This is a genomic window from Citrobacter sp. MGH100, from assembly GCF_001034465.1.
GTDB lineage: Bacteria > Pseudomonadota > Gammaproteobacteria > Enterobacterales > Enterobacteriaceae > Citrobacter > Citrobacter youngae.
In genome coordinates this window covers 540826-565784 of sequence record NZ_KQ089800.1, presented here as the reverse complement: position 1 = coordinate 565784, position 24959 = coordinate 540826, and the positions used below count along the sequence as shown (strand labels likewise).

The following is a 24959-nucleotide window of genomic DNA, read 5'->3' as shown; positions in this document are numbered from 1 at the left end:
ACAAGGAGACAGACATGAACAATAAGGGCTCCAGCCTGACACCTGCTCAGGCACTGGATAAACTGGACGCGCTGTACGAACAGTCGGTGAAGGCTCTGCGTAGCGCCATTGGTAAGTATATTGAAACAGGGACGCTCCCTGACGACATCGCCCGCCAAAACGGTCTTTTTGTTTACCCATCGCTTTGTGTCACCTGGGATGGCAGTGCCACAAACCCACCGAAAACGCGCGCATATGGCCGTTTTACCCATGCAGGCTGCTATACCACGACCATCACCCGCCCGTCGCTTTTTCGCCCTTATCTTGAAGAACAACTGACGCTGCTGTATCAGGATTATGATGCGCATATTTCCGTCGAGCCGTCGCAACATGAAATTCCCTATCCGTATGTCATTGACGGCTCTGAACTGACGCTCGACCGCTCGATGAGCGCCGGATTGACGCGCCATTTTCCGACCACCGAGCTGTCACAGATTGGCGATGAAACTGCGGATGGTACCTATCATCCGGCGGAGTTCTCCCCGTTGTCGCACTTCGACGCGCGACGAGTCGATTTCTCGCTGGCGCGACTGCGTCACTACACGGGAACGCCGGTTGAGCACTTTCAGCCCTTTGTACTGTTCACCAACTACACCCGCTACGTCGATGAGTTCGTGCGCTGGGGTTGCAGCCAGATCCTCGATCCGGACAGCCCCTATATCGCGCTGTCATGCGCGGGCGGGATCTGGATCACCGCGGAAACCGAAGCACCGGAAGAGGCCATCTCCGATCTGGCGTGGAAAAAACACCAGATGCCCGCCTGGCATTTAATTACCGCCGACGGTCAGGGGATCACGCTGGTTAATATCGGCGTCGGCCCCTCTAACGCCAAAACCATTTGCGATCATCTGGCCGTACTGCGTCCTGACGTCTGGCTGATGATTGGACATTGCGGCGGTCTGCGTGAAAGTCAGGCAATTGGCGACTATGTTCTGGCCCACGCTTATCTGCGTGACGACCATGTACTGGATGCCGTATTGCCGCCGGACATTCCGATTCCGAGCATTGCGGAAGTGCAACGCGCCCTGTATGACGCTACCAAAGAAGTCAGCGGCATGCCCGGCGAAGAGGTTAAGCAGCGTTTACGTACCGGAACCGTCGTCACCACCGACGACCGTAACTGGGAGCTACGCTATTCCGCTTCTGCGCTACGTTTTAACCTCAGCCGCGCGGTAGCTATCGATATGGAGAGCGCCACCATCGCCGCTCAGGGCTACCGCTTCCGCGTCCCTTACGGCACGCTGCTATGTGTTTCCGACAAACCACTGCATGGCGAGATCAAACTGCCTGGTCAGGCCAACCGTTTTTATGAAGGTGCCATTTCTGAACACCTGCAAATAGGTATCCGGGCTATCGACCGTCTGCGTGCTGAAGGCGACCGACTGCACTCCCGTAAATTACGTACGTTCAACGAACCGCCGTTCCGTTAAGGCCTGAAGGTAACTATGCACAACTCAACTCCTCTTTCCGCCCTGCGCAGTCTGCTGTTAGCGCAGGGACTGGATGGCATGATTGTTCCGCGCGCCGACGCTCACCAAAGTGAAGATTGTACGCCACATGACAATAAACTGGCCTGGCTCACCGGCTTTAGCGGTTCCGCTGGTCTTGCATTGGTACTTCGCGATCGCGCGCTGATGTTTGTCGATGGGCGCTATCAGGTCCAGGTGCGTAACGAAGTCTCTCTCGATGATTTTGAAATCCATCATTTGCACGAGGAACCTCTGGCCGACTACTTGCAGGCTTACGTCACCTCTGGTGCGCGTATCGGCTTTGAACCTCTGCTGATGGTCAACAGCCAATTTGAAGCACTGTCGGCCACTCACTGCAAACTGGTTCCGATGGAACGCGATCCCTTCGACCAGATCTGGCTCGACCGTCCAGCCGCCCCCTGTGGTGTAATTCGTGAAATGCCCGTTGAGATAAGCGGCGAAAGCAGCGCACATAAGCGCGAACGAATAGTGGAACAACTGGCCCAGCATCAGGCCGACGTGCTGGCGATCACGCTGCCGGATAACATCGCCTGGCTGCTGAATGTGCGCGGTTCGGATCTGGCTATGGTGCCAGTGCCGTTTTCGTTTGCCCTGCTCCATCGCAGCGGCGAACTGGAGTGGTTTGTTGATAATAATAAGACGCAGCAGCTGCCTGCATCGTTGCTGGAGACGATCACGCTGGCCCCGCAAGAAAACTTTCTTCCGCGCTGCCAGCAACTTGCCCAAGGAAAGCGTTTCCTGGTTGATAAAGACTATGCGCCAGTCGCGCTGCGGTTCGCCATTGAACAAAACGGAGGAGAGGTTCTCTGGACCCCCGACCCCATCACATTGATTAAAGCTCATAAAAATGATGTTGAACTGGCAGGGTATCGGGAATGCCATGAACAGGATGGCGCCGCATGGGTAAACTTTCTGGCCTGGCTGGCGCATGAGGTCCCTCTGCGCGAGGCAGCAGGTAATCCTGTCACTGAACTGGAAGCACAAGCCAAACAGCTGACGTTTCGCCAGCAGCAGCCAGGATTTATCGAGCAAAGTTTCAGCACGATTTCCGCCTCTGCCAGCAATGCGGCGATGTGTCATTACCATTCCTGCGAGAAAACAAACACCCCCATCACCACACAGGCAATGTACCTGAATGATTCCGGCGGCCAGTATCAAAATGGCACTACGGATACAACAAGAACGCTCGCCTTTGGTCCACAGGATCCGCAGCGTCGTCTGCATTACACCGCCGTGTTGAAAGGCTTTTTGTCGCTTATCTCACTGCAGTTTCCCACCGGTACTCAGGGACATCAACTGGATGCCTTTAGTCGTCGGGCATTGTGGGATTTAGGTCTGGATTTTGATCACGGTACCGGCCACGGTGTGGGTCATCAGTTACTCATCCATGAGCAACCCCATCGCATCGCCAAAAAAGTAAACCCCTGGCCTCTGGTTGCGGGCAATATCATTACCATCGAGCCGGGTTATTATCTGGCCGGACAATATGGGATCCGTATTGAGAATCAGGTGGAGATTATCAACAGTCGCCCTGGCTTCTGTCGTTTCTCAACGCTGACGCTGGTGCCGATTGATTTGAATCTGGTTGAACTGCATTTGCTCAGCGATGCAGAAAAACAGTGGATTGATGATTACCACCAGCAGGTCAGAGAGACGTTATCCCCCCGCGTGAACGCAGAGGCTCGTCCGTGGCTGTTCGCCGCCACCGCGCCGATTCGCGTTCAGGCCAATTAAGGCAATAAAAAAGGCAGCCCGCAGGCTGCCTTAGTTCTCCCCAACGTCTTACTGCTTAGCTGTTACGGATGTACTCATCCATTTCAGTTTTCAGGTTATCGGACTTGGTACCGAAAATAGCCTGAACACCAGAACCCGCGACAACAACGCCCGCCGCCCCCAGTTTCTTCAGGCCAGCCTGATCCACTTTGGCAACATCAGCAACGCTGACGCGCAGACGCGTGATGCACGCATCGAGGTTAGTGATGTTTTCTTTACCGCCGAACGCGGCAACCAGGGCAGGCGCCATTTCGCCAGTCGCGCCCGCTTTGTTGTCTTCAGTCGCATCTTCACGACCCGGCGTTTTCAGGTCCAGCGCTTTGATCAACACACGGAAAATGGTGTAGTACACGATCGCATAACCGATACCGACAATCGGGAACAGCCACAGTTTGCTGCTGTTACCGGACAGAACGATAAAGTCGATCAGACCGTGGGAGAATGATGTACCGTCGCGCATACCCAGCAGAATACAAATCGGGAATGCCAGACCAGCCAGGATAGCGTGGATGATGTACAGGATCGGCGCCACGAACATGAAGGAGAACTCGATCGGCTCGGTAATACCGGTCAGGAACGAGGTCAACGCAGCGGAGATCATGATACCGCCCACTTTCGCGCGGTTTTCTGGTTTAGCAGAATGCCAGATAGCGATAGCAGCAGCCGGCAGACCGTACATTTTGAACAGGAAGCCACCGGACAGTTTACCCGCCGTCGGGTCGCCCGCCATATAGCGAGGGATGTCGCCGTGGAAAACCTGGCCTGCAGCGTTGGTGTATTCACCGATCTGCATCTGGAATGGAACGTTCCAGATATGGTGCAGACCAAACGGCACCAGGCAGCGCTCAATGAAGCCATAGATACCGAACGCCACGACCGGGTTCTGGTATGCAGCCCACTGGGAGAACGTCTGAATAGCAGTACCGATCGGCGGCCAAATGAAGGACAGAACCACACCTGTGAAGATGGCAGCCAGACCAGAAATAATAGGAACGAAGCGCTTACCGGCAAAGAAGCCCAGATACTCAGGCAATTTGATACGGTAGAAGCGGTTGAACATATACGCTGCGATCGCACCGGAGATAATCCCCCCGAGAACACCCGTATCAGCAAGGTGTTTAGCGGCGATCTCTTCAGCAGGTAAATGCAGAACCAACGGCGCAACAACAGCCATGGTCTTGACCATGATGCCGTAAGCAACAACGGATGCCAGAGCGGATACGCCGTCGTTGTTGGTGAAGCCTAACGCAACACCGATAGCGAAAATCAGCGGCATGTTCGCAAAAACAGAACCGCCTGCTTCTGCCATTACGTGCGATACAACGGCTGGCAGCCAGCTGAAGTTAGCGGAACCGACGCCCAGCAGGATACCTGCGATAGGGAGTACGGATACCGGCAGCATCAGCGATTTACCGACCTTTTGCAGGTTAGCAAATGCATTCTTAAACATAATTAGGAGTGCTCCTGAGTATTTGTGCTTTTCTACGTTCTCACGCATTGGCGAGGGGGGAGAACCTCGCCGTGGACAGGGTATCTAAGTACCCTTTATTTATTACACAGAGTAAAATAATTCAGTTCGTTTTTGTTTGACGGCTATCACAATTCAGCTGTGGATGGCCGAAAAACTCGCACATTCCGATAAAATGAGTATCTGAATGTTTCCAACTGGTTATTCACCGCCCATTTAATGGCGGTGAACTTTACTCGCTTTGTTTATTAATTACGAGCTTTAAAAAAACTCAGTTAGCGTACTGATTGCAGGCGAGAGGCGTCGATGTGAAACAGGCGGGCAAAGTTATCTGTGGTGATTTGCGCCAGTTCTTCAACGGCAACACCTTTCAATACGGCCATGTACTCGGCGACATCACGAACCATGGCTGGCTGATTCTCTTTTCCGCGATGCGGCACGGGCGCAAGGTATGGGGAATCAGTCTCAACTAACAAACGATCCAGCGGAACATAACGCGCAGCATCACGAAGCTGTTCAGCATTACGGAACGTGACGATGCCAGAAAACGAGATATAAAATCCGAGATCCAGCAATTTACCCGCAGTTTCCCTGTCCTCTGTAAAACAGTGTAGTACGCCGCCACAATCCGTCACTTTTTCTTCGCGCAGAATTGACAGCGTATCAGCACGCGCATCGCGGGTATGAACAATAACCGGCTTGTGTAACTCACGGCCAATCTGGATGTGGTGGATGAATGATTCCTGTTGGCGAACTTTAGTTTCCGGGGTGTAAAAATAGTCCAACCCCGTTTCACCCATCGCAACTACGCCCTCTTCGGCGGCAAAACGACGCAAATCCTCGACATCATAGGTTTCATCCTGGTTTAGCGGATGAACACCACATGAGAAAACCACATTGTCACGCTCACCAACCAGTTCGCGCATACTGCGGTACCCCGATAGCGTGGTGGCAACGGCAAGGCAGAATTTCACATCGCGTGCGGCCGCTTTCGCCAGCACGTCATCCACGTCCTTATGCAGAGATTGATAATCCAGGCCATCAAGATGGCAGTGCGAGTCGACTAAAAACATAATGTCTCTCTCAAAGATGGGGAACAGGCAGTATGGTGCCTGGTTGCAGATAATGCTCAGTACGGAGAATAAGATCGGTTAATACCAGTTCACGGTTTACGCCTGTCACGTTCAGCAATTGCTGACGACAGTGACAAACGTCACCGAGTATCGCCTGTATCTGCGCGACGGATAACCGCTCAGCGATGGACGATATCAACGTCAGAGCATCAGGATTGGTTAAATGGGCAACACCATACGGACGTTTGAGGGCATCTGTAAACAACGTTGCCAGCCAGTGTAAACGGGTCGCAGCTTGCTCATGGTTGAGTGCTGCCAACAGGATATACCAGTCGTCGGACTGCAATGTGTTCGCCAGTGCCGCACAGAAGTCGGTCCGGTGCGCCCAGCTTTCCGCCTGTAACAGCGAGAGTGCCGCACCGGGCGAACCTGCACTAAGGCGTAACGCGCTCAACAACGCTTCTGACGACGCTGTTACTTCACGGGCAAGCCAGGAAATTGCATACGACTCAGGCGGCGGCGCAAGATGGTGTAACCGGCAGCGGCTACGTAATGTCGCCAGCAGGCGAGCTGGCTCTGTGCTGGCAAGGAAAAACCAGGTTTGCGCGGGCGGTTCTTCCAGCGTTTTCAGCAACGCATTGGCGGCGGCATCGGTTAACTGAGCGGCATCCGGGATCCACACCACTTTCGCACCGCCAAGGCGTGAATGCTCGTACAGCTTCTCGCTGACTTCACGTACCGCATCAATACCCAGCGTGCTTTTGCCTTTTTCCGGCAGCAACGAATAGTAGTCCGGGTGTGTACCTGCCTGCATCAATTGACAGCCACGGCACTGTCCGCAGCTTTTATGTCCTTCTGGCTGCTGGCACATTAAATAGCGGCTAAGAGCGTAAATCAGCGCGTCGTCACCCATGCCGGGTAACGCCTGAATCAGTAGCGCATGGTGACCACGACCCGCCTGGTAGCTGGCTACCAGTTTTTCAAAATCCGGTCGTAACCATGGATACCATTTCATGCGCCCTGCTCCTTCACCCACTCGGTGATGGTAGTGCGGATATCCTCCATCACGACATCAAGCGGCTGTGTTGCATCAATTGTACGAATGCTGGCGTCTTGGGCAGCCAGTTCAAGGTAGCGTGCGCGGGTGCGATTAAAGAAATCGAAAGACTCCTGTTCAATACGATCCAGTTCGCCACGTGCTCGAGCGCGTTTTAGTCCTACCTCAGGAGTCACATCCAGATACAGAGTCAGGTCAGGGCGAAAATCACCAAGCACGGCATCACGCAGTGTTGCCAGCATGTGTTGATCGATGCCACGACCGCCGCCCTGATACGCCTGGGTCGACAGATCGTGACGATCGCCAATAACCCATGCGCCTTTTGCCAGCGCCGGCTTAATCACCGTTTCAACCAGTTGTACGCGCGCGGCATAAAACATCAGGACTTCGGCTTTATCGGTAATCACCTCATCGCCGACCGATTTAATGTCCAACACCAGACTTCTTAATTTCTCCGCAAGCTGCGTTCCACCGGGCTCGCGGGTAAATACCATGTCGCGAATCCCGAGTTGCTCAAGAGTCTCTACCACCACATTACGCGCAGTAGTTTTTCCGGCGCCTTCCAGGCCCTCGATAACGATATAGTTACTGCCCATTTTTTTCCTTAAGCACTTTCAGATAATCCTGCACGGAGCGGTTGTGGCTGACAAGATTAGTGTTAAACGTGTGGCCGCCTTTACCGTCAGCCACGAAATAGAGATACGGCGTTTTGGCCGGATGCGCTGCGGCCTGCAACGAAGCCTCACCCGGCATGGCAATCGGGCCCGGCGGCAAACCTGTGATGGTATAAGTGTTATAGGTTGTCGGCATTTCCAGATCCGCACGCGATAATTTGCCATTATACCGTGCCCCCATACCGTAAATCACGGTCGGATCGGTCTGTAACCGCATACCGATACGTAAGCGGTTAATAAAGACCGAGGCCACCTGATCACGCTCACTGGCAACGGCCGTCTCTTTCTCAATAATTGAGGCCATCGTCACCAGTTGATTTTTGTCTTTATACGGCAAGCCGTCAGCACGACTTTCCCAGACGGTGTCCACCGCTTTAACCATTTTTTGATGCGCACGTTTTAGCAACGCCACGTCGGTAGTATTCGCGGTGTACATCCAGGTATCTGGCCAGAACCAGCCTTCCACCCATTGCGGGTTTTCCAGCTTCAGCGCCTGGGCAACGGTCTCGTAGTTATCATCACTCAGCGTATGCTTGATATACGGCGCATCGCGCAGTTGTTTGAGGTAATCGCTCAGGCGCATCCCTTCAACCAGGCGCAACGGGAACTGTGCCTCTTTACCGCTTTCCAGCAGTTGCAGCATGTCCCGCACCGTCATGTCGGGCGTAAAACGGTAGGTTCCGGCTTTAAAATGCGACAGGTCGGGTTCCACACGTAGCAGCCACTGGAACACGCGCGGGCGATTGATAACCTTGTCCGCATACAGCTGTTCGCCAAGGGCCAGACGGCCCGTACCCGCTTTCAGCGTAAAAATCGTCTCTTCTTTAATCAATAACTTACTGTCCGCCAGATGGCGAACTTTCCACATTCCCACTCCCGCGGCAATGCCCAGCACAACCAGTAATAACAGGACAACGAGTAACAGTTTTTTCATGACTAATTCGGGTGCTCACAAAGTGGGGCTAAAAAATCGAATAACAAACGTGAAGACAGCAATGTGTCGCCACAGGCACGCACGGGAATAATGGGCATTAACGCATTACAGACGACGATTTCATCGGCCTGCATAACCTCTTCCAACCCGGCATACTTTTCGACAATACTGAACGGCGATTGTGCCAGCGTCCGGATACAGAATTGTCGCATAATGCCGTTCACGCCGGCCTGATCCAGCCGGGGAGTGTAAACCACATCGCCCTTACGCCAGAACAAATTAGCCGCACAGCATTCCGTAACCCATCCCTCACTGTCAAGAACCAGTGCTTCGTCGGCGTCCGTCTGCTCAAGATGAGAGCGAATCAACACCTGCTCGAGTCGATTCAAATGTTTAAGCCCGGCAAGCATCGGATTGCGCCCCAGACGAACAGGACTTAACGCCAGCACGATACCTTGCTTTCGCCAGCTATCATAATGCGCAGGGTAAACAGAGACGGAGAGGATACGGGTCGGCTCATGACAGCTTGCCCCACTGTAACCACGACCGCCACTGCCACGACTGATAATCACTTTCAGTACGCCACGTGCATGCCCTGCTGCCAGTTTTCCCATTTCAGCTTGCAGTTCTGACCACTTATCGAAGGGGATAAACAATGTTTGGCATGCGTCCTGTAAACGCTGGAGATGCGCTGCAAAAAAGCAAATTTCGCCGTCGGTAATACGCGCAGTGGTAAAGCAGCCATCGCCAAACTGCGTCGCCCGATCGCTTGCAGCCAGCATATCCTGCTCACGGCCATTAATTAAGAACATAGTGGCTCCTTATTCGTGGTCCGCTAGTTTGGCAGGATGAGTCAACCAGGACAAGGACTGAAAACTGAATAAAAAAAGGCCCGACAAGCGGGCCTTTTCTCTTAGAGCCAGGTAAGTTACCTGCTGGTGCTTAGATCTTTTTGAAGATCACAGAACCGTTGGTGCCACCGAAGCCAAAGGAGTTACACAGTGCGTATTCCATACCGCTAACCTGACGCGCCTCGTGCGGAACGAAATCCAGGTCACAACCTTCATCTGGGTTATCCAGGTTGATGGTTGGTGGAACAGCCTGATCGCGCAGCGCCAGAATAGAGAAAATAGACTCTACCGCGCCCGCAGCACCCAACAGGTGTCCGGTCATGGATTTGGTTGAACTAACCATCACGCTACGTGCAGCATCACCAAACACCGATTTCACGGCCTGGGTTTCTGCTTTATCACCTGCTGGTGTGGACGTACCATGCGCATTGACATAGCCAATACGACCAGGTTCAATCGCCGCATCACGCAGCGCATTGACCATCGCCAGTGCAGCACCTGCACCATTTTCCGGAGGTGATGTCATATGGTAAGCATCGCTGCTCATACCAAAGCCAACCACTTCAGCATAGATTTTTGCGCCACGTGCTTTCGCATGCTCGTACTCTTCCAGCACCACCATACCTGCGCCGTCGCCCAGCACAAAACCGTCACGCTCTTTATCCCACGGACGGCTTGCCGCTTGCGGGTTATCGTTACGCGTAGACAGCGCACGTGCTGCGCCAAAACCACCCACACCCAGCGGTGTACTGGCTTTTTCTGCACCACCCGCAACCATCGCGTCCGCATCGCCGTATGCAATGATACGCGCGGCATGACCGATGTTGTGCACGCCTGAAGTACAGGCCGTGGCGATGGAGATGCTTGGCCCTTGCAGGCCGTACATGATGGTCAGATGACCCGCCACCATGTTAACAATCGTCGACGGAACGAAGAACGGGCTGATCTTACGCGGTCCACCATTTACCAGAGAGGTATGGTTTTCTTCGATAAGACCGAGACCGCCAATACCGGAGCCGATAGCGGCGCCAACACGGTGAGCGTTCTCTTCCGTAATTTCGAGGCCAGAATCCTGCATGGCCTGAACGCCAGCGACAATTCCATATTGAATGAAGGCATCCATCTTGCGCTGTTCTTTGCGCGAGATAATGTCGTCACAGTTAAAATCCTTTACTAAGCCAGCAAATTTCGTTGCATAGGCGCTAGTATCGAAATGGTCGATCAGGCTGATGCCACTCTGACCGGCAAGGAGAGCTTTCCAGGTAGACTCTACGGTATTGCCGACAGGAGACAACATGCCCAGTCCGGTCACAACTACACGACGCTTAGACACGGTTGTCCTCCAGGGAGGGAAAAATAATTCAAGTGGGAAAAAAAGATAAAACTCAGGCGGTCGAATGACCGCCTGGAGATGTTCACTTACGCCTGGTGGCCGTTGATGTAATCAATGGCAGCCTGAACGGTAGTGATTTTCTCAGCTTCTTCGTCCGGAATCTCAGTATCAAACTCTTCTTCCAGAGCCATTACCAGCTCAACGGTGTCAAGAGAATCCGCGCCCAGGTCTTCAACGAAGGAAGCATTGTTAGTAACTTCTTCCTGCTTAACGCCAAGCTGTTCGCCGATAATTTTCTTAACGCGTTCTTCGATAGTGCTCATACTCTTAAATTTCCTATCAAAACTCGCTTTCGCGATGGTTTTCGTAGTGTATAAAATGTTGAAAAATTTGCAACTAAATCCCGGCAGGTCTTACCACGATTTTGCGCTATTTTGAGGCCATTCACCCTAATAACGCAAATATTTTTCAATCGTGGTTAAACCATGTACATCCCGCCGTTGACGTGCAAAGTCTCACCTGTGATGTAACTTGCTTCGTCGGAAGCTAAAAATGCAACCGCGCTGGCGATTTCCTGAGCGCCACCAAGGCGACCCGCAGGAACCTGCGCCAGAATACCCGCACGCTGATCATCTGACAGCGCACGCGTCATGTCCGTTTCAATAAAGCCCGGAGCAACAACGTTTACAGTAATACCACGGGACGCGACTTCACGCGCCAGTGATTTACTGAAGCCGATCAGACCCGCTTTCGCCGCAGCGTAGTTAGCCTGACCCGCATTTCCCATGGTACCAACCACAGAACCGATAGTGATAATACGACCATGACGCTTTTTCATCATAGCTCGCATTACCGCTTTTGACAGACGGAAAACAGATGACAGGTTGGTTTCGATGATATCGTTCCACTCGTCATCTTTCATGCGCATTAACAGGTTATCACGAGTAATCCCGGCATTATTGACCAGGATATCGACTTCACCAAATTCTGCACGAATATTTTCCAGAACCGATTCGATAGATGCAGGGTCGGTCACATTCAACATCAGACCTTTGCCATTTGCACCTAAGTAATCGCTAATGGCCTGCGCGCCGCTTTCGCTTGTGGCAGTACCGATAACTTTCGCGCCACGGGCAACGAGTGTCTCAGCAATTGCGCGGCCAATGCCACGGCTTGCACCGGTAACCAGCGCGATTTTTCCTTCAAAACTCATGGTTTTCCTCTTTTATTGCTCTAGCGCCGCAGACATCGCCGCCGGCTCATTCAGTGCCGAAGCAGTCAGGGTGTCAACAATACGTTTCGTCAAACCGGTGAGGACTTTACCCGGACCGACTTCATACAGGTGCTCTACGCCCTGAGATGCCATAAATTCAACGGTCTTAGTCCACTGAACCGGGCTGTAAAGCTGACGAACCAGCGCATCGCGGATAGCATCGGCAGTGGTTTCGCACTTCACGTCAACGTTGTTCACAACGGAAACAATCGGCGTGTTAAAGGTAATTTTTTGCAGTTCAACAGCCAGTTTCTCGGCTGCAGGCTTCATGAGCGCACAGTGAGATGGAACGCTAACCGGTAACGGTAACGCACGCTTAGCGCCAGCAGCTTTACAAGCTGCACCTGCACGCTCTACAGCTTCTTTGTGCCCGGCAATAACCACCTGACCCGGTGAGTTAAAGTTTACCGGTGAAACCACCTGACCTTCAGCAGACTCTTCGCACGCTTTCGCGATAGCGGCATCATCCAGACCGATGATAGCAGACATGCCACCTGTGCCTTCCGGTACGGCTTCCTGCATAAATTTGCCACGCAGTTCAACCAAACGTACGGCATCGGCAAAACCGATAACACCCGCACATACCAGCGCAGAATATTCACCCAGACTGTGACCTGCCATCAGCGCAGGCGTTTTACCACCCTGCTGCTGCCATACGCGATACAGCGCGACAGATGCGGTCAACAGCGCTGGCTGCGTCTGCCAGGTTTTGTTCAGTTCTTCTGCCGGACCTTGCTGAGTCAACGCCCAAAGATCATAGCCCAGCGCCGCTGAAGCTTCAGCAAAAGTTTCTTCAACAATTGGGTAGCTTGCTGCCATATCAGACAACATTCCAACGGTTTGGGAACCCTGACCGGGGAACACAAATGCAAATTGCGTCATGTTAAAATCCTTATACTAGAAACGAACCAGCGCGGAGCCCCAGGTGAATCCACCTCCGAAGGCTTCAAGCAATACCAACTGCCCTGCTTTAATTCGCCCGTCGCGGACGGCTTCGTCCAACGCGCACGGTACGGAAGCAGCGGACGTATTGCCATGTCTGTCCAGCGTGACGACGACATTATCCATCGACATCCCCAGCTTTTTCGCTGTTGCGCTGATAATGCGAAGGTTTGCCTGATGCGGCACCAGCCAGTCCAGCGCAGAACGGTCGAGGTTATTTGCTTCCAGCGTTTCATCAACGATGTGCGCAAGCTCGGTCACCGCGACTTTAAAAACTTCGTTACCCGCCATCGTCAGGTGAATCGGGTTTTCCGGGTTCACGCGATCGGCATTAGGCAGCGTCAGCAGTTCACCATAGCTACCGTCAGCGTGAAGATGGGTGGAGATAATACCTGGCTCTTCTGATGCGCTCAGTACAACTGCACCCGCGCCATCACCAAAAATAATGATCGTCCCACGGTCGGTTGGATCACAGGTGCGCGCCAGCACATCCGATCCGACAACCAGCGCATGTTTGACCGCGCCAGATTTTACATACTGATCGGCAACACTAAGTGCATAGGTAAAACCAGCACAGGCCGCTGCAACATCAAACGCCGGACAGCCTTTAATCCCCAGCATACTTTGGATCTGGCACGCCGCGCTTGGAAATGCGTGGGTTGATGACGTGGTAGCAACCACAATCAGACCAATTTGTTCTTTGTCGATGCCGGCCATTTCAAGTGCACGGTTAGCGGCGGCAAAGCCCATCGTCGCAACGGTTTCATTTGGCCCAGCAATATGGCGTTCGCGGATACCTGTACGAGAGACGATCCACTCATCAGATGTCTCGACCATTTTTTCCAAATCGGCGTTAGTACGCACTTGTTCAGGCAGATAGCTGCCAGTACCAATAATCTTCGTATACATGTACGCTCAGTCACTTTTTGGTTATATACCGCCACGAGCAAATCGCTGGTACGTTGACAGCACCCTCAGCCGGCACTGTTACCTGTGCACTCGTGAGTTGATACTTTCGCCACCGTCCAGCAGTTCGAATCCAGCTGGGTATACAGATTCCAGGCGAGCGGCAATTCGCTGAGGAACTTGTCGCTGCACCGCCTGCACTGCCTGTTCAATCGCGACTTCAAATGCTCGCTGATTGGCAGCACCATGACTTTTAATCACCGTGCCGCGCAATCCTAACAGACAGGCGCCATTATACTGGTCGGGGTTGAGGTGACTAAATCGCCTTGTCAGGCTTTTTTGTAACCAACGTTTTAATAACAGCAGCCACCACGACCGTTTTTTGCCCTCACCCTGAGATTTCAGCAGTGAAAGGAACATTCTGACAACACCTTCCATCGTCTTTAATGTGACATTACCTGTAAAGCCGTCACAGACCAACACATCCGTTTTGCCAGTCAGCAACTCATTGGCTTCAAGATAGCCTATATAATTGATAGAAGGGATTGTTTTTAGCACAGCAGAAGCGTCCCGAATACTGTCGAGACCCTTAGTTTCTTCTTCGCCTATATTGAGTAACGCAACGCGAGGCCTGGCAATCCCAACCACCTCTTCTGCCAACACGGAACCCATAACGGCAAATTGCACCAACATCGTACTGTCGCAATCCACGTTGGCGCCTAAATCCAGCACCACCGTTTTGCCCTTTTGCTGATGCGGTAAAACCGTGACCAGCGCAGGACGCTCAATACCCTCAAGGGGTTTGAGCAAGAGTTTCGCAAGACCCATTAGTGCGCCCGTATTACCAGCGCTGACACAGGCTTGCGCTCGACCTTCTTTCACGAGCTCCAGGGCAACACGCATTGAGCTTCCACGACTGGCGCGGATTGCTTGCGAGGGCCGGGCATCACTGGCAATAACTGACTGAGCAGGGATAATCTGCAGACGTGAACGTTGTTCGAAGTCAGCTTTGGCAAGTAATGGCGTGATTGTATCGGGATCCCCGACTAAAAGAAGAGTGAGTTGCGAATTAGAATTCAGTGCCTGCAATGCTGCAGGCACTGTCACGGTAGGGCCAAAATCTCCCCCCATGACATCTAACGCCAGGGTTAGACGTGTCAAGGTATCGTCGCTGCCCGGTTAGGTGTTTCCCCAGTTACCCGGGGAAAGCCTCACTAAGCTTCATCACGCGTGTACTCTTTGTTTTTCTCACCAAAGTGGGAAATCCATTGAGTCATGCGTGATTACTTAGCGATTACCTTACGGCCACGGTAGAAACCGTCGGCAGTGATGTGGTGACGCAGGTGTTGTTCACCAGAAGTTTTGTCTACAGACAGGCTGGTGACTGCGGTCAGAGCGTCATGAGAACGACGCATGCCACGTTTGGAACGGGTTGGTTTATTCTGTTGTACGGCCATGGACCTTACTCCTCAATTACTTACGCTTTAAGCTGGCTAATACGGCAAATGGGTTTGGTTTTTGCGCTTCATCAGGCAATTCGCCAAAGACCATGTCCGCCTCGGACACTTCACAGTGTTCAGAATCATGCACCGGAACTACCGGCAAGGAGAGGATAATCTCATCTTCAACCATTGCAAGCAGATCGATTTCACCGAATTCGTTAACCTCAATCGGCTCATACGCTTCCGGGAGTGCTTCAGCCTGCTCGTCAGAACGGACAGGACTAAAACAATATGTTGTGTGAACATGAAGTGGGAACGGTTTCCCGCAACGCTGACACTCGAGCGTAACCGAAACCTTCGCATCACCGGTTATAACGGCAAGGCGCTGGTTATCGATAGCGAACGACATGGAGCATTCCACATCACTGTCCACACTGACTACAGAATCGGCGACGCGCTCTACCAGATCAGAAGTATAGATACCTTCATAATCGAGGCGTTTTTGAGCCGTACGAACCGGATCAAGAGTCAGGGGTAATTTTACCTTTTGCATAGGGCGCGCATATTAACTTTGTAACGTCATATAGTCAAAGAAAAAGGCAGCCTGTGGTTGCCTTTTGCCAATAATTCGCACACATTGCGGGTCATCGACTTAAAATCGATCACGACAAGCCATCGCAGCCAGCTTGAAGGACGCAGTCCATAGTTTAAAATGGCTCTCATCATTACGCTATATGCGGGGGAAAAAATATGCCTCAACTTATTCTTGCGTCTACCTCTCCCTGGCGTCGCGCTTTGCTCGAAAAATTGGCCATCCCGTTTGAATGCGCAGCCCCAGAGGTTGATGAAACCCCCTTACCCGGCGAAACACCCCGGCATTTAGTGTTACGCCTTGCACAGGAAAAAGCGCAATCCCTTGCCCATCGGTTTCCATCACATTTGATAATTGGGTCTGATCAAATTTGTGTTCTTGATGGTGAAATAACCGGCAAGCCGTTAACGGAAGAAAACGCCAGACAACAATTAACCAAAGCCAGTGGAAATATTGTCACGTTTTATACCGGACTGGCGCTTTATAATTCAGCTAACGGTCATCTACAAACCGAAGTTGAACCGTTCGATGTCCATTTTCGCCATTTAAGCGAAATGGAAATTGAAGATTACGTGCGTAAAGAACGCCCGTTACATTGCGCAGGTAGTTTTAAAAGTGAAGGATTAGGTATCGCACTCTTTGAGCGTCTGGAGGGCCGCGACCCTAACACACTGATTGGCTTGCCGCTGATCGCGTTGTGTCAGATGCTGCGCAGGGAAGACATGAACCCGCTGAACGCCTGATTAAAGAACTCCTGTACAGGCGTAATCAAGTAGGCCTGATAAGCGCAGCGCCATCAGGCGCGACGTAAATGTCTTATCCGGCCTACGGGTTTAACGCGATAAAATCGCAACGCGCATCAGGCTTTGCTGCGTAATACCTCGAGGCAGCGCTTCAACTGTTTATCTATTGGCGCTTCAATACGCATCACCTCCCCCGTACCCGGATGAGTAAACTTCAACGCTGCGGCATGCAGAAACAGACGGTTCAACCCCGTACCCGCCAGTTGCTTATCGAACTCACGGTCGCCATAGCGGTCATCAAAAGCAATCGGATGTCCGGCATATTGCGTATGCACACGAATCTGGTGCGTGCGTCCGGTCACGGGGCTGCAGCGCACAAGCGTGGCAAACGCATAGCGCTCCTCCACTTTAAAACGGGTTTCCGACGGTTTCCCTTCCTGATTTACCCGCACGATACGCTCGCCGCTTTGCAGAATGTTCTTTAACAAAGGTGCCTGCACAGCTTTGACATGCGATTGCCACTGACCCCTTACCAGCGCCAGATAGTCTTTTTGCATCCCTTTTTCACGCAATTGTTCATGTAGTGAACGCAGCGCCGAGCGCTTTTTGGCGACCAGCAAAACACCGGAGGTATCACGGTCCAGGCGATGCACCAGTTCAAGGAAACGCGCTTCCGGACGTAAGGCACGTAAACCTTCGATCACACCAAAGCTTAATCCGCTGCCGCCATGGACGGCGGTGCCAGAAGGTTTGTTAAGCACCAAAATATGGTCATCTTCATACAAAATGACATCCGTCAGCGCAGCGACCTTCTGCAAATTCGGAGAAATCGCTTCTTCTTCACGCTCAGCGACACGCACTGGCGGAATACGCACAATATCCCCGTCTTCGAGTTTGTACTCAGGTTTGATGCGTTTTTTATTCACCCGCACTTCGCCTTTACGCAAAATGCGATAAATCATACTTTTCGGCACGCCTTTAAGCTGGGTGCGCAAAAAGTTGTCGATGCGTTGCCCTGCTTCATCGGCAGTAATGGCAACTATTTTTACGGCTGGAGTCTCTGTTTTCATGGGGGCCGATTTTAAATAGCCATCAAGATTCGCGCCACACATTTTTCTATGCTTATATTAACTGCTATACCTGATTACTTAAGTTTGACAGAACCGATTTGGTGGTTATTAAAGCAATCACCAGGCGGAAGTGTAAAAACTGTGAGTAACCGGGTGATAAATGGCAAAAGTCATCTTGCTATAACAAGGTTAGCAGTGGAATAATGAGCTTGTTTCCGTGTTGAATCTTGTTAAAACAAGAACTTTTCCGGAATGACCCAATTTTGCCCGACCGATCATCAACGCAGCAATGGCGTAAGACGTATTGATCTTTCAGGCAGTTAGCGGGCTGCGGGTTGCAGTCCTTACCGGTAAGTGCTCTATGGATTTCGCGTTGTAGGAAGGCGGCAAGTCTGGGAACCCCCAGAAGCTTACTCCTGTAAGTGTCTGGGGTGAGAAGATGAAGCCAACGCACCAACAGCGTGAAAGACGACAAGCACAATGGAAGCTTCTCTGGAGAGTAATACCCAGACTGTTCCCCTGATAATTGCGCTGTGTTTCCGTATGAAATACAGGCAACCGACACTCTGCGCCTCTTTGAGCTGACGATAACCGTGAGGTTGGCGACGCGAATAGACACGAGGCCATCGGTTCACACCCGGAAAGGCATTTCTCTGCCCGCAGCTTAGTCGTCAATGTAAGAATAATGAGTAAGTTACGATGAAAAGAATGTTAATTAACGCAACTCAGCAGGAAGAGTTGCGTGTCGCCCTTGTAGATGGGCAGCGTCTGTACGATCTGGATATCGAAAGTCCTGGACACGAGCAGAAAAAAGCCAACATCTATAAAGGTAAAATTACCCGTATTGAACCGAGTCTGGAAGCTGCTTTTGTTGATTACGGCGCTGAACGTCACGGTTTCCTCCCGTTAAAAGAAATTGCCCGCGAATATTTTCCTGCAAACTACAGTTCCCATGGCCGCCCCAACATTAAAGATGTGTTGCGTGAAGGTCAGGAAGTTATCGTTCAGATAGATAAAGAAGAGCGCGGAAATAAAGGCGCAGCACTGACAACCTTTATCAGTCTGGCAGGCAGCTATCTGGTTTTGATGCCAAACAACCCGCGTGCGGGCGGTATCTCTCGTCGCATTGAAGGCGATGACCGTACCGAGTTAAAAGAAGCGCTGGCAAGCCTCGAATTGCCTGATGGCATGGGGCTTATCGTACGTACCGCGGGTGTCGGTAAATCGGCCGAAGCACTGCAGTGGGACCTGAGCTTCCGTCTGAAACACTGGGAAGCCATTCAAAAAGCGGCTGAAAGCCGTCCTGCCCCGTTCCTGATCCACCAGGAAAGCAACGTTATCGTGCGTGCCTTCCGCGACTATCTGCGCCAGGACATCGGCGAAATCCTCATCGACAACCCAAAAGTCATGGAGATGGCGCGTCAGCACATCGCTGCGCTGGGTCGTCCGGATTTCAGCAGCAAAATCAAACTGTACACCGGTGAAATCCCGCTGTTCAGCCACTACCAGATTGAATCCCAGATTGAATCCGCCTTCCAACGTGAAGTGCGTCTGCCTTCCGGCGGCTCAATCGTTATCGACAGCACTGAAGCGCTGACTGCTATCGATATCAACTCCGCACGCGCAACCCGCGGTGGCGACATCGAAGAAACAGCGTTCAACACTAACCTTGAAGCTGCCGATGAAATTGCGCGTCAGTTGCGTCTGCGTGACCTTGGTGGCCTGATCGTCATCGATTTTATCGATATGACCCCGGTTCGCCACCAGCGTGCGGTAGAAAACCGTCTGCGTGAAGCCGTTCGTCAGGACAGAGCGCGTATTCAGATCAGCCATATTTCTCGCTTCGGTCTGCTGGAAATGTCCCGCCAGCGTCTGAGCCCGTCGCTGGGTGAATCCAGTCACCACGTCTGCCCGCGTTGCTCCGGCACCGGTACCGTACGTGATAACGAATCACTGTCGCTGTCTATTCTGCGTCTGATCGAAGAAGAGGCGCTGAAAGAAAATACGCAGGAAGTTCACGCTATTGTTCCTGTGCCGATCGCATCCTACCTGCTTAACGAAAAACGTACCGCGGTCAATGCCATCGAGACGCGTCAGAACGGCGTGCGCTGTGTGATCGTGCCAAACGATCAGATGGAAACCCCGCACTACTCCGTGCTGCGTGTACGCAAAGGGGAAGAAACGCCTACCCTGAGCTACCTGCTGCCGAAACTGCACGAAGAAGCGATGGCGTTGCCGACGGAAGAAGAATACGTTGAGCGTAAGCAACCTGAACAACCGGCACTCGCCACTTTCGCGATGCCTGATGTTCCGCCTGCCCCTGCACTGCAGGAGCCAGCCGTTAAAGCTGCCGCGCCTAAAGCTGCTGCCGCGACCGCACCTGTCGCTGCGCAGCCGGGTTTGATTAGCCGTTTCTTCGGCGCGCTGAAGTCCATCTTTGGCAGCAGTGAAGAAGTGAAACCGGTTGAACAACCGGCACCGAAAGCTGAAGAGAAAACGGAACGCCAGCAGGATCGTCGCAAACCGCGTCAGAACAATCGTCGTGACCGTAACGAGCGTCGTGATAATCGTGACAACCGTGGTGACCGTGACAACCGTAATGAGCGTTCAGAAAACGGCGAAAACCGCGATGAAAATCGTCGTAATCGTCGTCAGGCGCAGCAGCAGACTGCTGAAACTCGTGACAACCGCCAGCAGTCCAGCGATGTAGCAGACAAAGCGAAATCCGGTGATGAGCAGCAGGCTCCGCGTCGCGAGCGCAACCGCCGTCGCAACGATGACAAACGTCAGGCGCAGCAGGAAGTTAAAGAGCTGAACCTGGCTGAACAGCCTGCGCAGGATTCCGAGCAGGAAGAACGCGTGCGTCAGCCGCAGACTCGTCGTAAACAGCGTCAGTTGAATCAGAAAGTTCGATTCGCTGACAGCGCGCCGGTTGAAGCTGAAGTGGCGACCGCAGCCATTGTTGCTGAAACCGCCGTTGCTCAATCTGTTGAACAGTCTGCCCCGGCTCAACGTACCGAACTGGCTAAAGTCGATTTACCCGCAGTCGTTGCATCAGAGCAAGAAGACAACAACGAAGCACGTGATAATAACGGTATGCCTCGTCGCTCACGTCGTTCTCCTCGCCATCTGCGCGTAAGCGGGCAGCGTCGTCGTCGCTATCGTGACGAACGCTATCCGGTTCAGTCGCCGATGCCGTTAACGGTTGCCTGTGCTTCTCCGGAATTAGCGTCCGGCAAAGTCTGGATTAGCTACCCTGTTGCCCGTACTCAGGACATGCAGGTTGAAGAACAGCGCGAACAGAAACTGGAGCTGGAACAAAACGCATCTGTGGCAGTAGAGCCTCAAGCCGCTGCAGCTGTCGTTGAGCACATTGTGGATGTCCCTGCACAGGCAGACGTCGCGCAACCCGATGTTAGCGTAGTGGAAACGCAGACCGTTGTGGCTGAAACGGCACATCCGGAAGTGATTGCTACTCCGGTCGAGCAGCAACCGCAAATTATCGCTGAATCTGACGCACCGGTTGCCGAGGAGATCGCTGCGAAAGCCGAACCTGTGGCTGAAGTTGTGGCTGAAGTTGTGGCTGAAGTTGTGGCTTCGCCGGTTATCGAAGAACCTGCGGACGTCGTTGTCTCCCAGCCTGAAGCGGTTGAAGAGATTGTCGAGGTTGTGGAAACAGCGCCTGTTGTTGAAGAGGTTGCAGCGCCGCAAGAAGTTGTTGCAGCACCTGTCGTCGAAACCGCAGTCGTTAAGTCTGACGCTGTCGCAACCCGTGTTGACGCAGAACATCTTCACAGCCATGCGACCGCACCGATGACCCGCGCTCCGGCTCCGGAATATGTGCCTGAAGCGCCGCGTCATAGCGAGTGGCAGCGCCCGGCATTCGCCTTTGAAGGCAAAGGTGCTGCAGGCGGACACAGTGCCAGCCATCAGGCAACCGCGCCAGCAACGCGACCGCAGTCTGTTGAGTAAGTCCTAAGCAATGAAAAAGCCGACCTCAGGGTCGGCTTTTTTTATACGTCGTGAACGCCCCTCATCCCTGCTACCTGTGGCATAACATCTTTCATCAACGCCAGAAATTTGCGTAAGCGGGTTGGATAATAACGAGCCCAGGGATAAACCAAATGCACGGGCAATGACGACGCATGCCAGTCAGGTAATAGCGTAATCAATCTTCCGCTGGCGATATCGTCTTCAACCATCCAGCTTGAGACAAGCGTAACCCCCAGCCCCGCAAGTGCAGCATTTCTGGCGACATAAATACTGTCGGTACTTAATCTGGGAGAAATATTTAACGTGATAGCTTCGTTACGCCGGTGGTGAAGTAACGACACGCTGTGCTGATAAAATGTATTTACCGCGATCCAGGGCAGCGCCGATAGCTGTTCAGGGTGAGTCAAAATCCCAAATTGCGCGAGAAGCTCAGGGCTTGCCACCATACTTCGCGGGACTTCAGCCAGTAAAACCGAGACCGTAGCAGGATCAACCTCAGCCCCAACCCGGATAGCGCAGTCGATATTGTCGCTGAGAAAATCAACGGTCTTATCATTCAGCATCCACTCAACAGATAACTGTGGATAGCGGGAAAGGAACTGCAGAAGCGGCTCAAGGAGTTGTTGTTGGCCGAACGCATGTGGCGCCCGAACCCGCAACGTCCCCACCGGTTCATCCTCCGTGATGTTCAGTCCGTCCTCCAGCGCCAGCCAGGCATCAATAATGTGTTTGGCATGCTGATACCCTCGCTCACCATCATCAGTCAGCTTCATTGCATGGGTGGTACGCATAATCAGCTTAACGCCCAACAGCGTCTCAAGGGATTGTAACCGCCGACTGACAGTTGCCTGGGTGGTGCCCATTTGCTTTGCCGCCGCTGAAAGCGAACCGGCCTCGACGATGCGCACAAACGTGCGCATCAATTCCACCCTATCTATACGTTCAGTTTTTATCATTTAGTCGTTATTCATACGCGTAACGTATAACTGTTTTACCACTGCGCTCGCTACCGTGCTACCGGTTGAAGGATAAAAATAGCCGCACATCCCGTGATTGAGGAATCATTTGTGAACACACACACCGCACTTTCCCGTTGGGTTATTTTTGTTCTGGCACTGGGCGCTGGGTTCAGCGTTGCCGCAATCTATTATGCCCAGCCTCTTTTACCTTTAATGGGTCAGGACCTGGCCTTAAGCGTCACCGGCATGGGGCTGGTGCCAACGCTCACCCAGGCAGGATACGCGCTGGGCATTTTGTTTTTGTTGCCGCTGGGCGACCGTTATGACCGCCGGACATTAATCCTGCTAAAAAGCGTCTCTCTTGCCGCGCTGCTGTTGGCCTGCAGCTTTACCGGTCAGTTGCATTCGCTACTGCTGGTTAGCTTACTGATGGGGATGGCAGCGACCATGGCTCAGGATATCGTGCCGGCCGCAGCCATCCTTGCACCTGAGGGCAAGCAGGGAAAAACAGTAGGTACCGTCATGACCGGTCTTCTGCTGGGGATCCTACTCTCGCGGACCATCAGCGGGCTGGTAGGTGAAGCCTATGGCTGGCGGGAAATGTATCAACTCGCCGCCGTCAGTATTGCCGTGATTGCCGTACTGATGTGGAAAATGCTGCCCCGCTTTACGGTCCATTCCACGCTGAGTTATCCGGCATTAATGTTCTCCATGGCGCAACTGTGGCAGCGTTATCCTGCACTGCGCCGGGCAGCGTTGGCACAGGGCTTCCTGTCCATTGCCTTTAGCGCCTTCTGGTCAACACTGGCGGTTATGCTCTCTGAGCATTACCACATGGGCAGTGCGATGGCGGGAGCATTTGGTATTGCAGGGGCAGCCGGGGCGCTGGCAGCCCCTATGGCAGGTCATCTGGCAGATAAAGTAGGTGCCGGACGGGTAACACAGTTGGGGGCGCTGTTAGTCACGCTTTCATTTGCCCTGATGTTCTTGCTTCCGGCCCTGCCAGTACAGGGGCAGTGGCTGCTGATTGCCCTGTCAGCGATAGGCTTTGATCTCGGACTGCAATCCAGCCTGGTCGCCCACCAGAACCTGGTTTATAGCCTGGAGCCTCAGGCAAGAGGTCGTCTGAATGCGTTGCTATTTACCATGGTGTTTATCGGCATGGCGCTGGGTTCTGTACTCGGAAGTCAGGCCTATGCGCTGGCAAACTGGGAAGGCGTGGTGACACTGGCCACTTTCAGCGGCGTTGTTGCGCTGGTAATTAGACTGACCGGTAAATTACCTGTTAGCCAGACAACTGCAGCCTAAAAAAATGCCCGCTCCGGGGTGTATGTGGAGCGGGCAGACAAACATATCCAGTTTCATGATATGTTTCAAAAAGGATCGTTACCGGTTGAGCTGGAACAGTGACATTCCCTGCATATCGGTAAACGTTTTATACGATGCCTGTAGCGCAGCCTGCTGCATAACATACGAAGAAATCGCCGCATTCCAGTCAACATCAACCAGATTGCTCATCTGCTGCGTTTGACCCAACGCGCGATCGGCCCCCAGCGAGTCCAGAGCGCTAAGTTCACTGAGTTGCGTACCGAGTTCAGCACGAACAGACAGCACGTTATTCAGTGAGTTCTTCAGACCACGGTTGGATTTATCGATGGCTGCTTTGGCTGCATCTCTTGCCGCATCATCGCCTTCAATCGGCGTATTCAGGGCCGCAATAGCGGAATCCAGCATGGCGAATAAGTTCGTTTCTGACTTGCTTCCATCTGGCTCCGGAACCGCGTTGCTGGTCACCGAGTCAAAAATCTTATCCCCGGTATGACCAATCACCATTGACCGAGCGGCATCGACCTGTTGGGTGATATTTTGCGTTCCACCACTATAGGCACCATCAGTCTGGGCAAATGGTGGGGCTTCCGTTTTGTATCCGCCAAAGATATAACGACCATTACCGTCGGTACTGTTCGCCAGATTCATTAACTGATCGCGGATCCCTTGCAAATCAGTTGCCAACGATGCCCGGTTATCATCACTCAATGTCCCATTGCCAGCATTGACAATTTTTTCCTGTGCCGCGGTAATAGCAGTCGTCGCCCGGCTTAACACGTTCTCTTCCAGTGACACTTTTTGCGTCGCGAAAGTACGCGCCAGCGTATATTGGCTGTTCTGTGCCTGAGCCTGTGAAAGCACCACGGCCTGTGATGCGGCAATCGGATCGTCAGACGGGTTGTTCACGCGTTTCCCCGTTGACATCTGCTCGCCAAATTTCAACCATTCAGCCTGAGAGTTGGTGATGCCGCGCATATTCTGCTGGTACATCATCTGAGTACTGATACGCATTGAGTTC

22 protein-coding genes are annotated in these 24959 nt (G+C 52.7%); 5 read left to right on the top strand and 17 right to left on the bottom strand.

Annotated elements, in window-relative coordinates; genetic code table 11:
* The first annotated feature begins 14 nt into the window (after positions 1-14).
* On the top strand, positions 15-1469 hold the full coding sequence (locus SK32_RS02650; RefSeq protein ID WP_005128994.1) for an AMP nucleosidase: 1455 nt from the start codon (positions 15-17) through the stop codon (positions 1467-1469).
* 15 nt (positions 1470-1484) lie between these two features.
* Positions 1485-3263: an aminopeptidase P family protein gene (locus SK32_RS02645; protein WP_048211243.1), complete on the top strand. Its 1779-nt coding sequence runs from the start codon at positions 1485-1487 to the stop codon at positions 3261-3263.
* A 55-nt stretch (positions 3264-3318) separates the two neighbouring features.
* On the opposite strand, the gene ptsG is transcribed toward SK32_RS02645, so the two are convergent.
* From ptsG to yceD, 14 genes are all read right to left on the bottom strand, one after another.
* Positions 3319-4752, bottom strand: coding sequence for a PTS glucose transporter subunit IIBC (gene ptsG / locus SK32_RS02640; protein ID WP_005128998.1), 1434 nt, complete (start codon positions 4750-4752; stop codon positions 3319-3321).
* Positions 4753-5045: 293 nt separating this feature from the next.
* Entirely contained in the window at positions 5046-5843 is a 798-nt protein-coding gene (locus tag SK32_RS02635) for a metal-dependent hydrolase (RefSeq protein WP_048211242.1), read from the bottom strand.
* A 10-nt stretch (positions 5844-5853) separates the two neighbouring features.
* On the bottom strand, positions 5854-6858 hold the full coding sequence (gene holB / locus SK32_RS02630) for a DNA polymerase III subunit delta' (RefSeq protein ID WP_048211241.1): 1005 nt from the start codon (positions 6856-6858) through the stop codon (positions 5854-5856).
* Positions 6855-7496, bottom strand: coding sequence for a dTMP kinase (gene tmk, locus SK32_RS02625; protein ID WP_048211240.1), 642 nt, complete (start codon positions 7494-7496; stop codon positions 6855-6857). The genes holB and tmk overlap by 4 nt, the downstream gene beginning before the upstream one ends.
* Positions 7486-8508 (bottom strand): cell division protein YceG, encoded by a 1023-nt coding sequence (yceG, locus tag SK32_RS02620; RefSeq protein ID WP_048211239.1) that lies wholly within the window; start codon positions 8506-8508, stop codon positions 7486-7488. Before yceG ends, tmk begins: the two co-directional genes overlap by 11 nt.
* Positions 8509-8510: 2 nt before the next feature.
* Positions 8511-9320 (bottom strand): aminodeoxychorismate lyase, encoded by an 810-nt coding sequence (gene pabC, locus SK32_RS02615; protein WP_048211238.1) that lies wholly within the window; start codon positions 9318-9320, stop codon positions 8511-8513.
* 130 nt (positions 9321-9450) lie between these two features.
* Entirely contained in the window at positions 9451-10692 is a 1242-nt protein-coding gene (gene fabF, locus SK32_RS02610) for a beta-ketoacyl-ACP synthase II (RefSeq protein WP_005129014.1), read from the bottom strand.
* A gap of 86 nt (positions 10693-10778) precedes the next feature.
* Positions 10779-11015 carry an acyl carrier protein gene (gene acpP / locus SK32_RS02605; protein WP_000103754.1) on the bottom strand — a complete coding sequence of 79 codons (237 nt, stop codon included), beginning with the start codon at positions 11013-11015 and terminating at the stop codon, positions 10779-10781.
* A 155-nt stretch (positions 11016-11170) separates the two neighbouring features.
* A complete protein-coding gene (gene fabG / locus SK32_RS02600; protein ID WP_003036255.1) occupies positions 11171-11905 on the bottom strand; it encodes a 3-oxoacyl-ACP reductase FabG in 735 nt (244 codons plus the stop codon).
* 12 nt (positions 11906-11917) lie between these two features.
* Complete coding sequence (gene fabD / locus SK32_RS02595) at positions 11918-12847, bottom strand: ACP S-malonyltransferase (RefSeq protein WP_048211237.1); 930 nt, start codon at positions 12845-12847, stop codon at positions 11918-11920.
* A gap of 15 nt (positions 12848-12862) precedes the next feature.
* Positions 12863-13816 carry a beta-ketoacyl-ACP synthase III gene (gene fabH / locus SK32_RS02590; RefSeq protein WP_005129019.1) on the bottom strand — a complete coding sequence of 318 codons (954 nt, stop codon included), beginning with the start codon at positions 13814-13816 and terminating at the stop codon, positions 12863-12865.
* A 78-nt stretch (positions 13817-13894) separates the two neighbouring features.
* Positions 13895-14974, bottom strand: a complete 1080-nt coding sequence (gene plsX, locus SK32_RS02585) for a phosphate acyltransferase PlsX (RefSeq protein WP_071887359.1) — start codon at positions 14972-14974, stop codon at positions 13895-13897.
* A gap of 122 nt (positions 14975-15096) precedes the next feature.
* Positions 15097-15270: a 50S ribosomal protein L32 gene (rpmF, locus tag SK32_RS02580; protein WP_003036242.1), complete on the bottom strand. Its 174-nt coding sequence runs from the start codon at positions 15268-15270 to the stop codon at positions 15097-15099.
* Between the two features lie 16 nt (positions 15271-15286).
* Entirely contained in the window at positions 15287-15808 is a 522-nt protein-coding gene (gene yceD / locus SK32_RS02575; protein ID WP_003036239.1) for a 23S rRNA accumulation protein YceD, read from the bottom strand.
* Positions 15809-16005: 197 nt separating this feature from the next.
* Between yceD and SK32_RS02570 the strand changes: the two genes are divergently transcribed.
* Complete coding sequence (locus SK32_RS02570) at positions 16006-16590, top strand: Maf family protein (protein ID WP_048211235.1); 585 nt, start codon at positions 16006-16008, stop codon at positions 16588-16590.
* A gap of 116 nt (positions 16591-16706) precedes the next feature.
* Here the strand turns inward: SK32_RS02570 and rluC are convergent, their stop codons facing one another.
* Positions 16707-17660, bottom strand: coding sequence for a 23S rRNA pseudouridine(955/2504/2580) synthase RluC (gene rluC, locus SK32_RS02565; protein ID WP_170927351.1), 954 nt, complete (start codon positions 17658-17660; stop codon positions 16707-16709).
* 699 nt (positions 17661-18359) lie between these two features.
* On the opposite strand from rluC, the gene rne reads away from it, so the two are divergent.
* Positions 18360-21632, top strand: a complete 3273-nt coding sequence (gene rne / locus SK32_RS02560) for a ribonuclease E (RefSeq protein ID WP_048211233.1) — start codon at positions 18360-18362, stop codon at positions 21630-21632.
* 41 nt (positions 21633-21673) lie between these two features.
* On the opposite strand, the gene SK32_RS02555 is transcribed toward rne, so the two are convergent.
* Positions 21674-22609, bottom strand: a complete 936-nt coding sequence (locus SK32_RS02555; protein WP_048211232.1) for a LysR family transcriptional regulator — start codon at positions 22607-22609, stop codon at positions 21674-21676.
* A gap of 111 nt (positions 22610-22720) precedes the next feature.
* Here SK32_RS02555 and SK32_RS02550 point away from each other — a divergent pair, with 111 nt between their 5' ends.
* Positions 22721-23920 carry an MFS transporter gene (locus SK32_RS02550; RefSeq protein ID WP_048212563.1) on the top strand — a complete coding sequence of 400 codons (1200 nt, stop codon included), beginning with the start codon at positions 22721-22723 and terminating at the stop codon, positions 23918-23920.
* Between the two features lie 78 nt (positions 23921-23998).
* Here SK32_RS02550 and flgL read toward each other — a convergent pair whose 3' ends face one another.
* Positions 23999-24952, bottom strand: a complete 954-nt coding sequence (gene flgL, locus SK32_RS02545) for a flagellar hook-associated protein FlgL (protein WP_048211231.1) — start codon at positions 24950-24952, stop codon at positions 23999-24001.
* Positions 24953-24959: the final 7 nt, after the last annotated feature.

Bases quoted from the DNA above. Each gene is read 5' to 3' on its own strand.
- SK32_RS02650 (WP_005128994.1), top strand. From the start codon at position 15: ATGAACAATAAGGGCTCCAGCCTGACACCTGCTCAGGCACTGGATAAA.
- SK32_RS02645 (WP_048211243.1), top strand. From the start codon at position 1,485: ATGCACAACTCAACTCCTCTTTCCGCCCTGCGCAGTCTGCTGTTAGCG.
- ptsG (WP_005128998.1), bottom strand. From the start codon at position 4,752: ATGTTTAAGAATGCATTTGCTAACCTGCAAAAGGTCGGTAAATCGCTG.
- SK32_RS02635 (WP_048211242.1), bottom strand. From the start codon at position 5,843: ATGTTTTTAGTCGACTCGCACTGCCATCTTGATGGCCTGGATTATCAA.
- holB (WP_048211241.1), bottom strand. From the start codon at position 6,858: ATGAAATGGTATCCATGGTTACGACCGGATTTTGAAAAACTGGTAGCC.
- tmk (WP_048211240.1), bottom strand. From the start codon at position 7,496: ATGGGCAGTAACTATATCGTTATCGAGGGCCTGGAAGGCGCCGGAAAA.
- yceG (WP_048211239.1), bottom strand. From the start codon at position 8,508: ATGAAAAAACTGTTACTCGTTGTCCTGTTATTACTGGTTGTGCTGGGC.
- pabC (WP_048211238.1), bottom strand. From the start codon at position 9,320: ATGTTCTTAATTAATGGCCGTGAGCAGGATATGCTGGCTGCAAGCGAT.
- acpP (WP_000103754.1), bottom strand. From the start codon at position 11,015: ATGAGCACTATCGAAGAACGCGTTAAGAAAATTATCGGCGAACAGCTT.
- fabG (WP_003036255.1), bottom strand. From the start codon at position 11,905: ATGAGTTTTGAAGGAAAAATCGCGCTGGTTACCGGTGCAAGCCGTGGC.
- fabD (WP_048211237.1), bottom strand. From the start codon at position 12,847: ATGACGCAATTTGCATTTGTGTTCCCCGGTCAGGGTTCCCAAACCGTT.
- fabH (WP_005129019.1), bottom strand. From the start codon at position 13,816: ATGTATACGAAGATTATTGGTACTGGCAGCTATCTGCCTGAACAAGTG.
- rpmF (WP_003036242.1), bottom strand. From the start codon at position 15,270: ATGGCCGTACAACAGAATAAACCAACCCGTTCCAAACGTGGCATGCGT.
- yceD (WP_003036239.1), bottom strand. From the start codon at position 15,808: ATGCAAAAGGTAAAATTACCCCTGACTCTTGATCCGGTTCGTACGGCT.
- SK32_RS02570 (WP_048211235.1), top strand. From the start codon at position 16,006: ATGCCTCAACTTATTCTTGCGTCTACCTCTCCCTGGCGTCGCGCTTTG.
- rluC (WP_170927351.1), bottom strand. From the start codon at position 17,660: ATGAAAACAGAGACTCCAGCCGTAAAAATAGTTGCCATTACTGCCGAT.
- rne (WP_048211233.1), top strand. From the start codon at position 18,360: ATGAAAAGAATGTTAATTAACGCAACTCAGCAGGAAGAGTTGCGTGTC.
- SK32_RS02555 (WP_048211232.1), bottom strand. From the start codon at position 22,609: ATGATAAAAACTGAACGTATAGATAGGGTGGAATTGATGCGCACGTTT.
- flgL (WP_048211231.1), bottom strand. From the start codon at position 24,952: ATGCGTATCAGTACTCAGATGATGTACCAGCAGAATATGCGCGGCATC.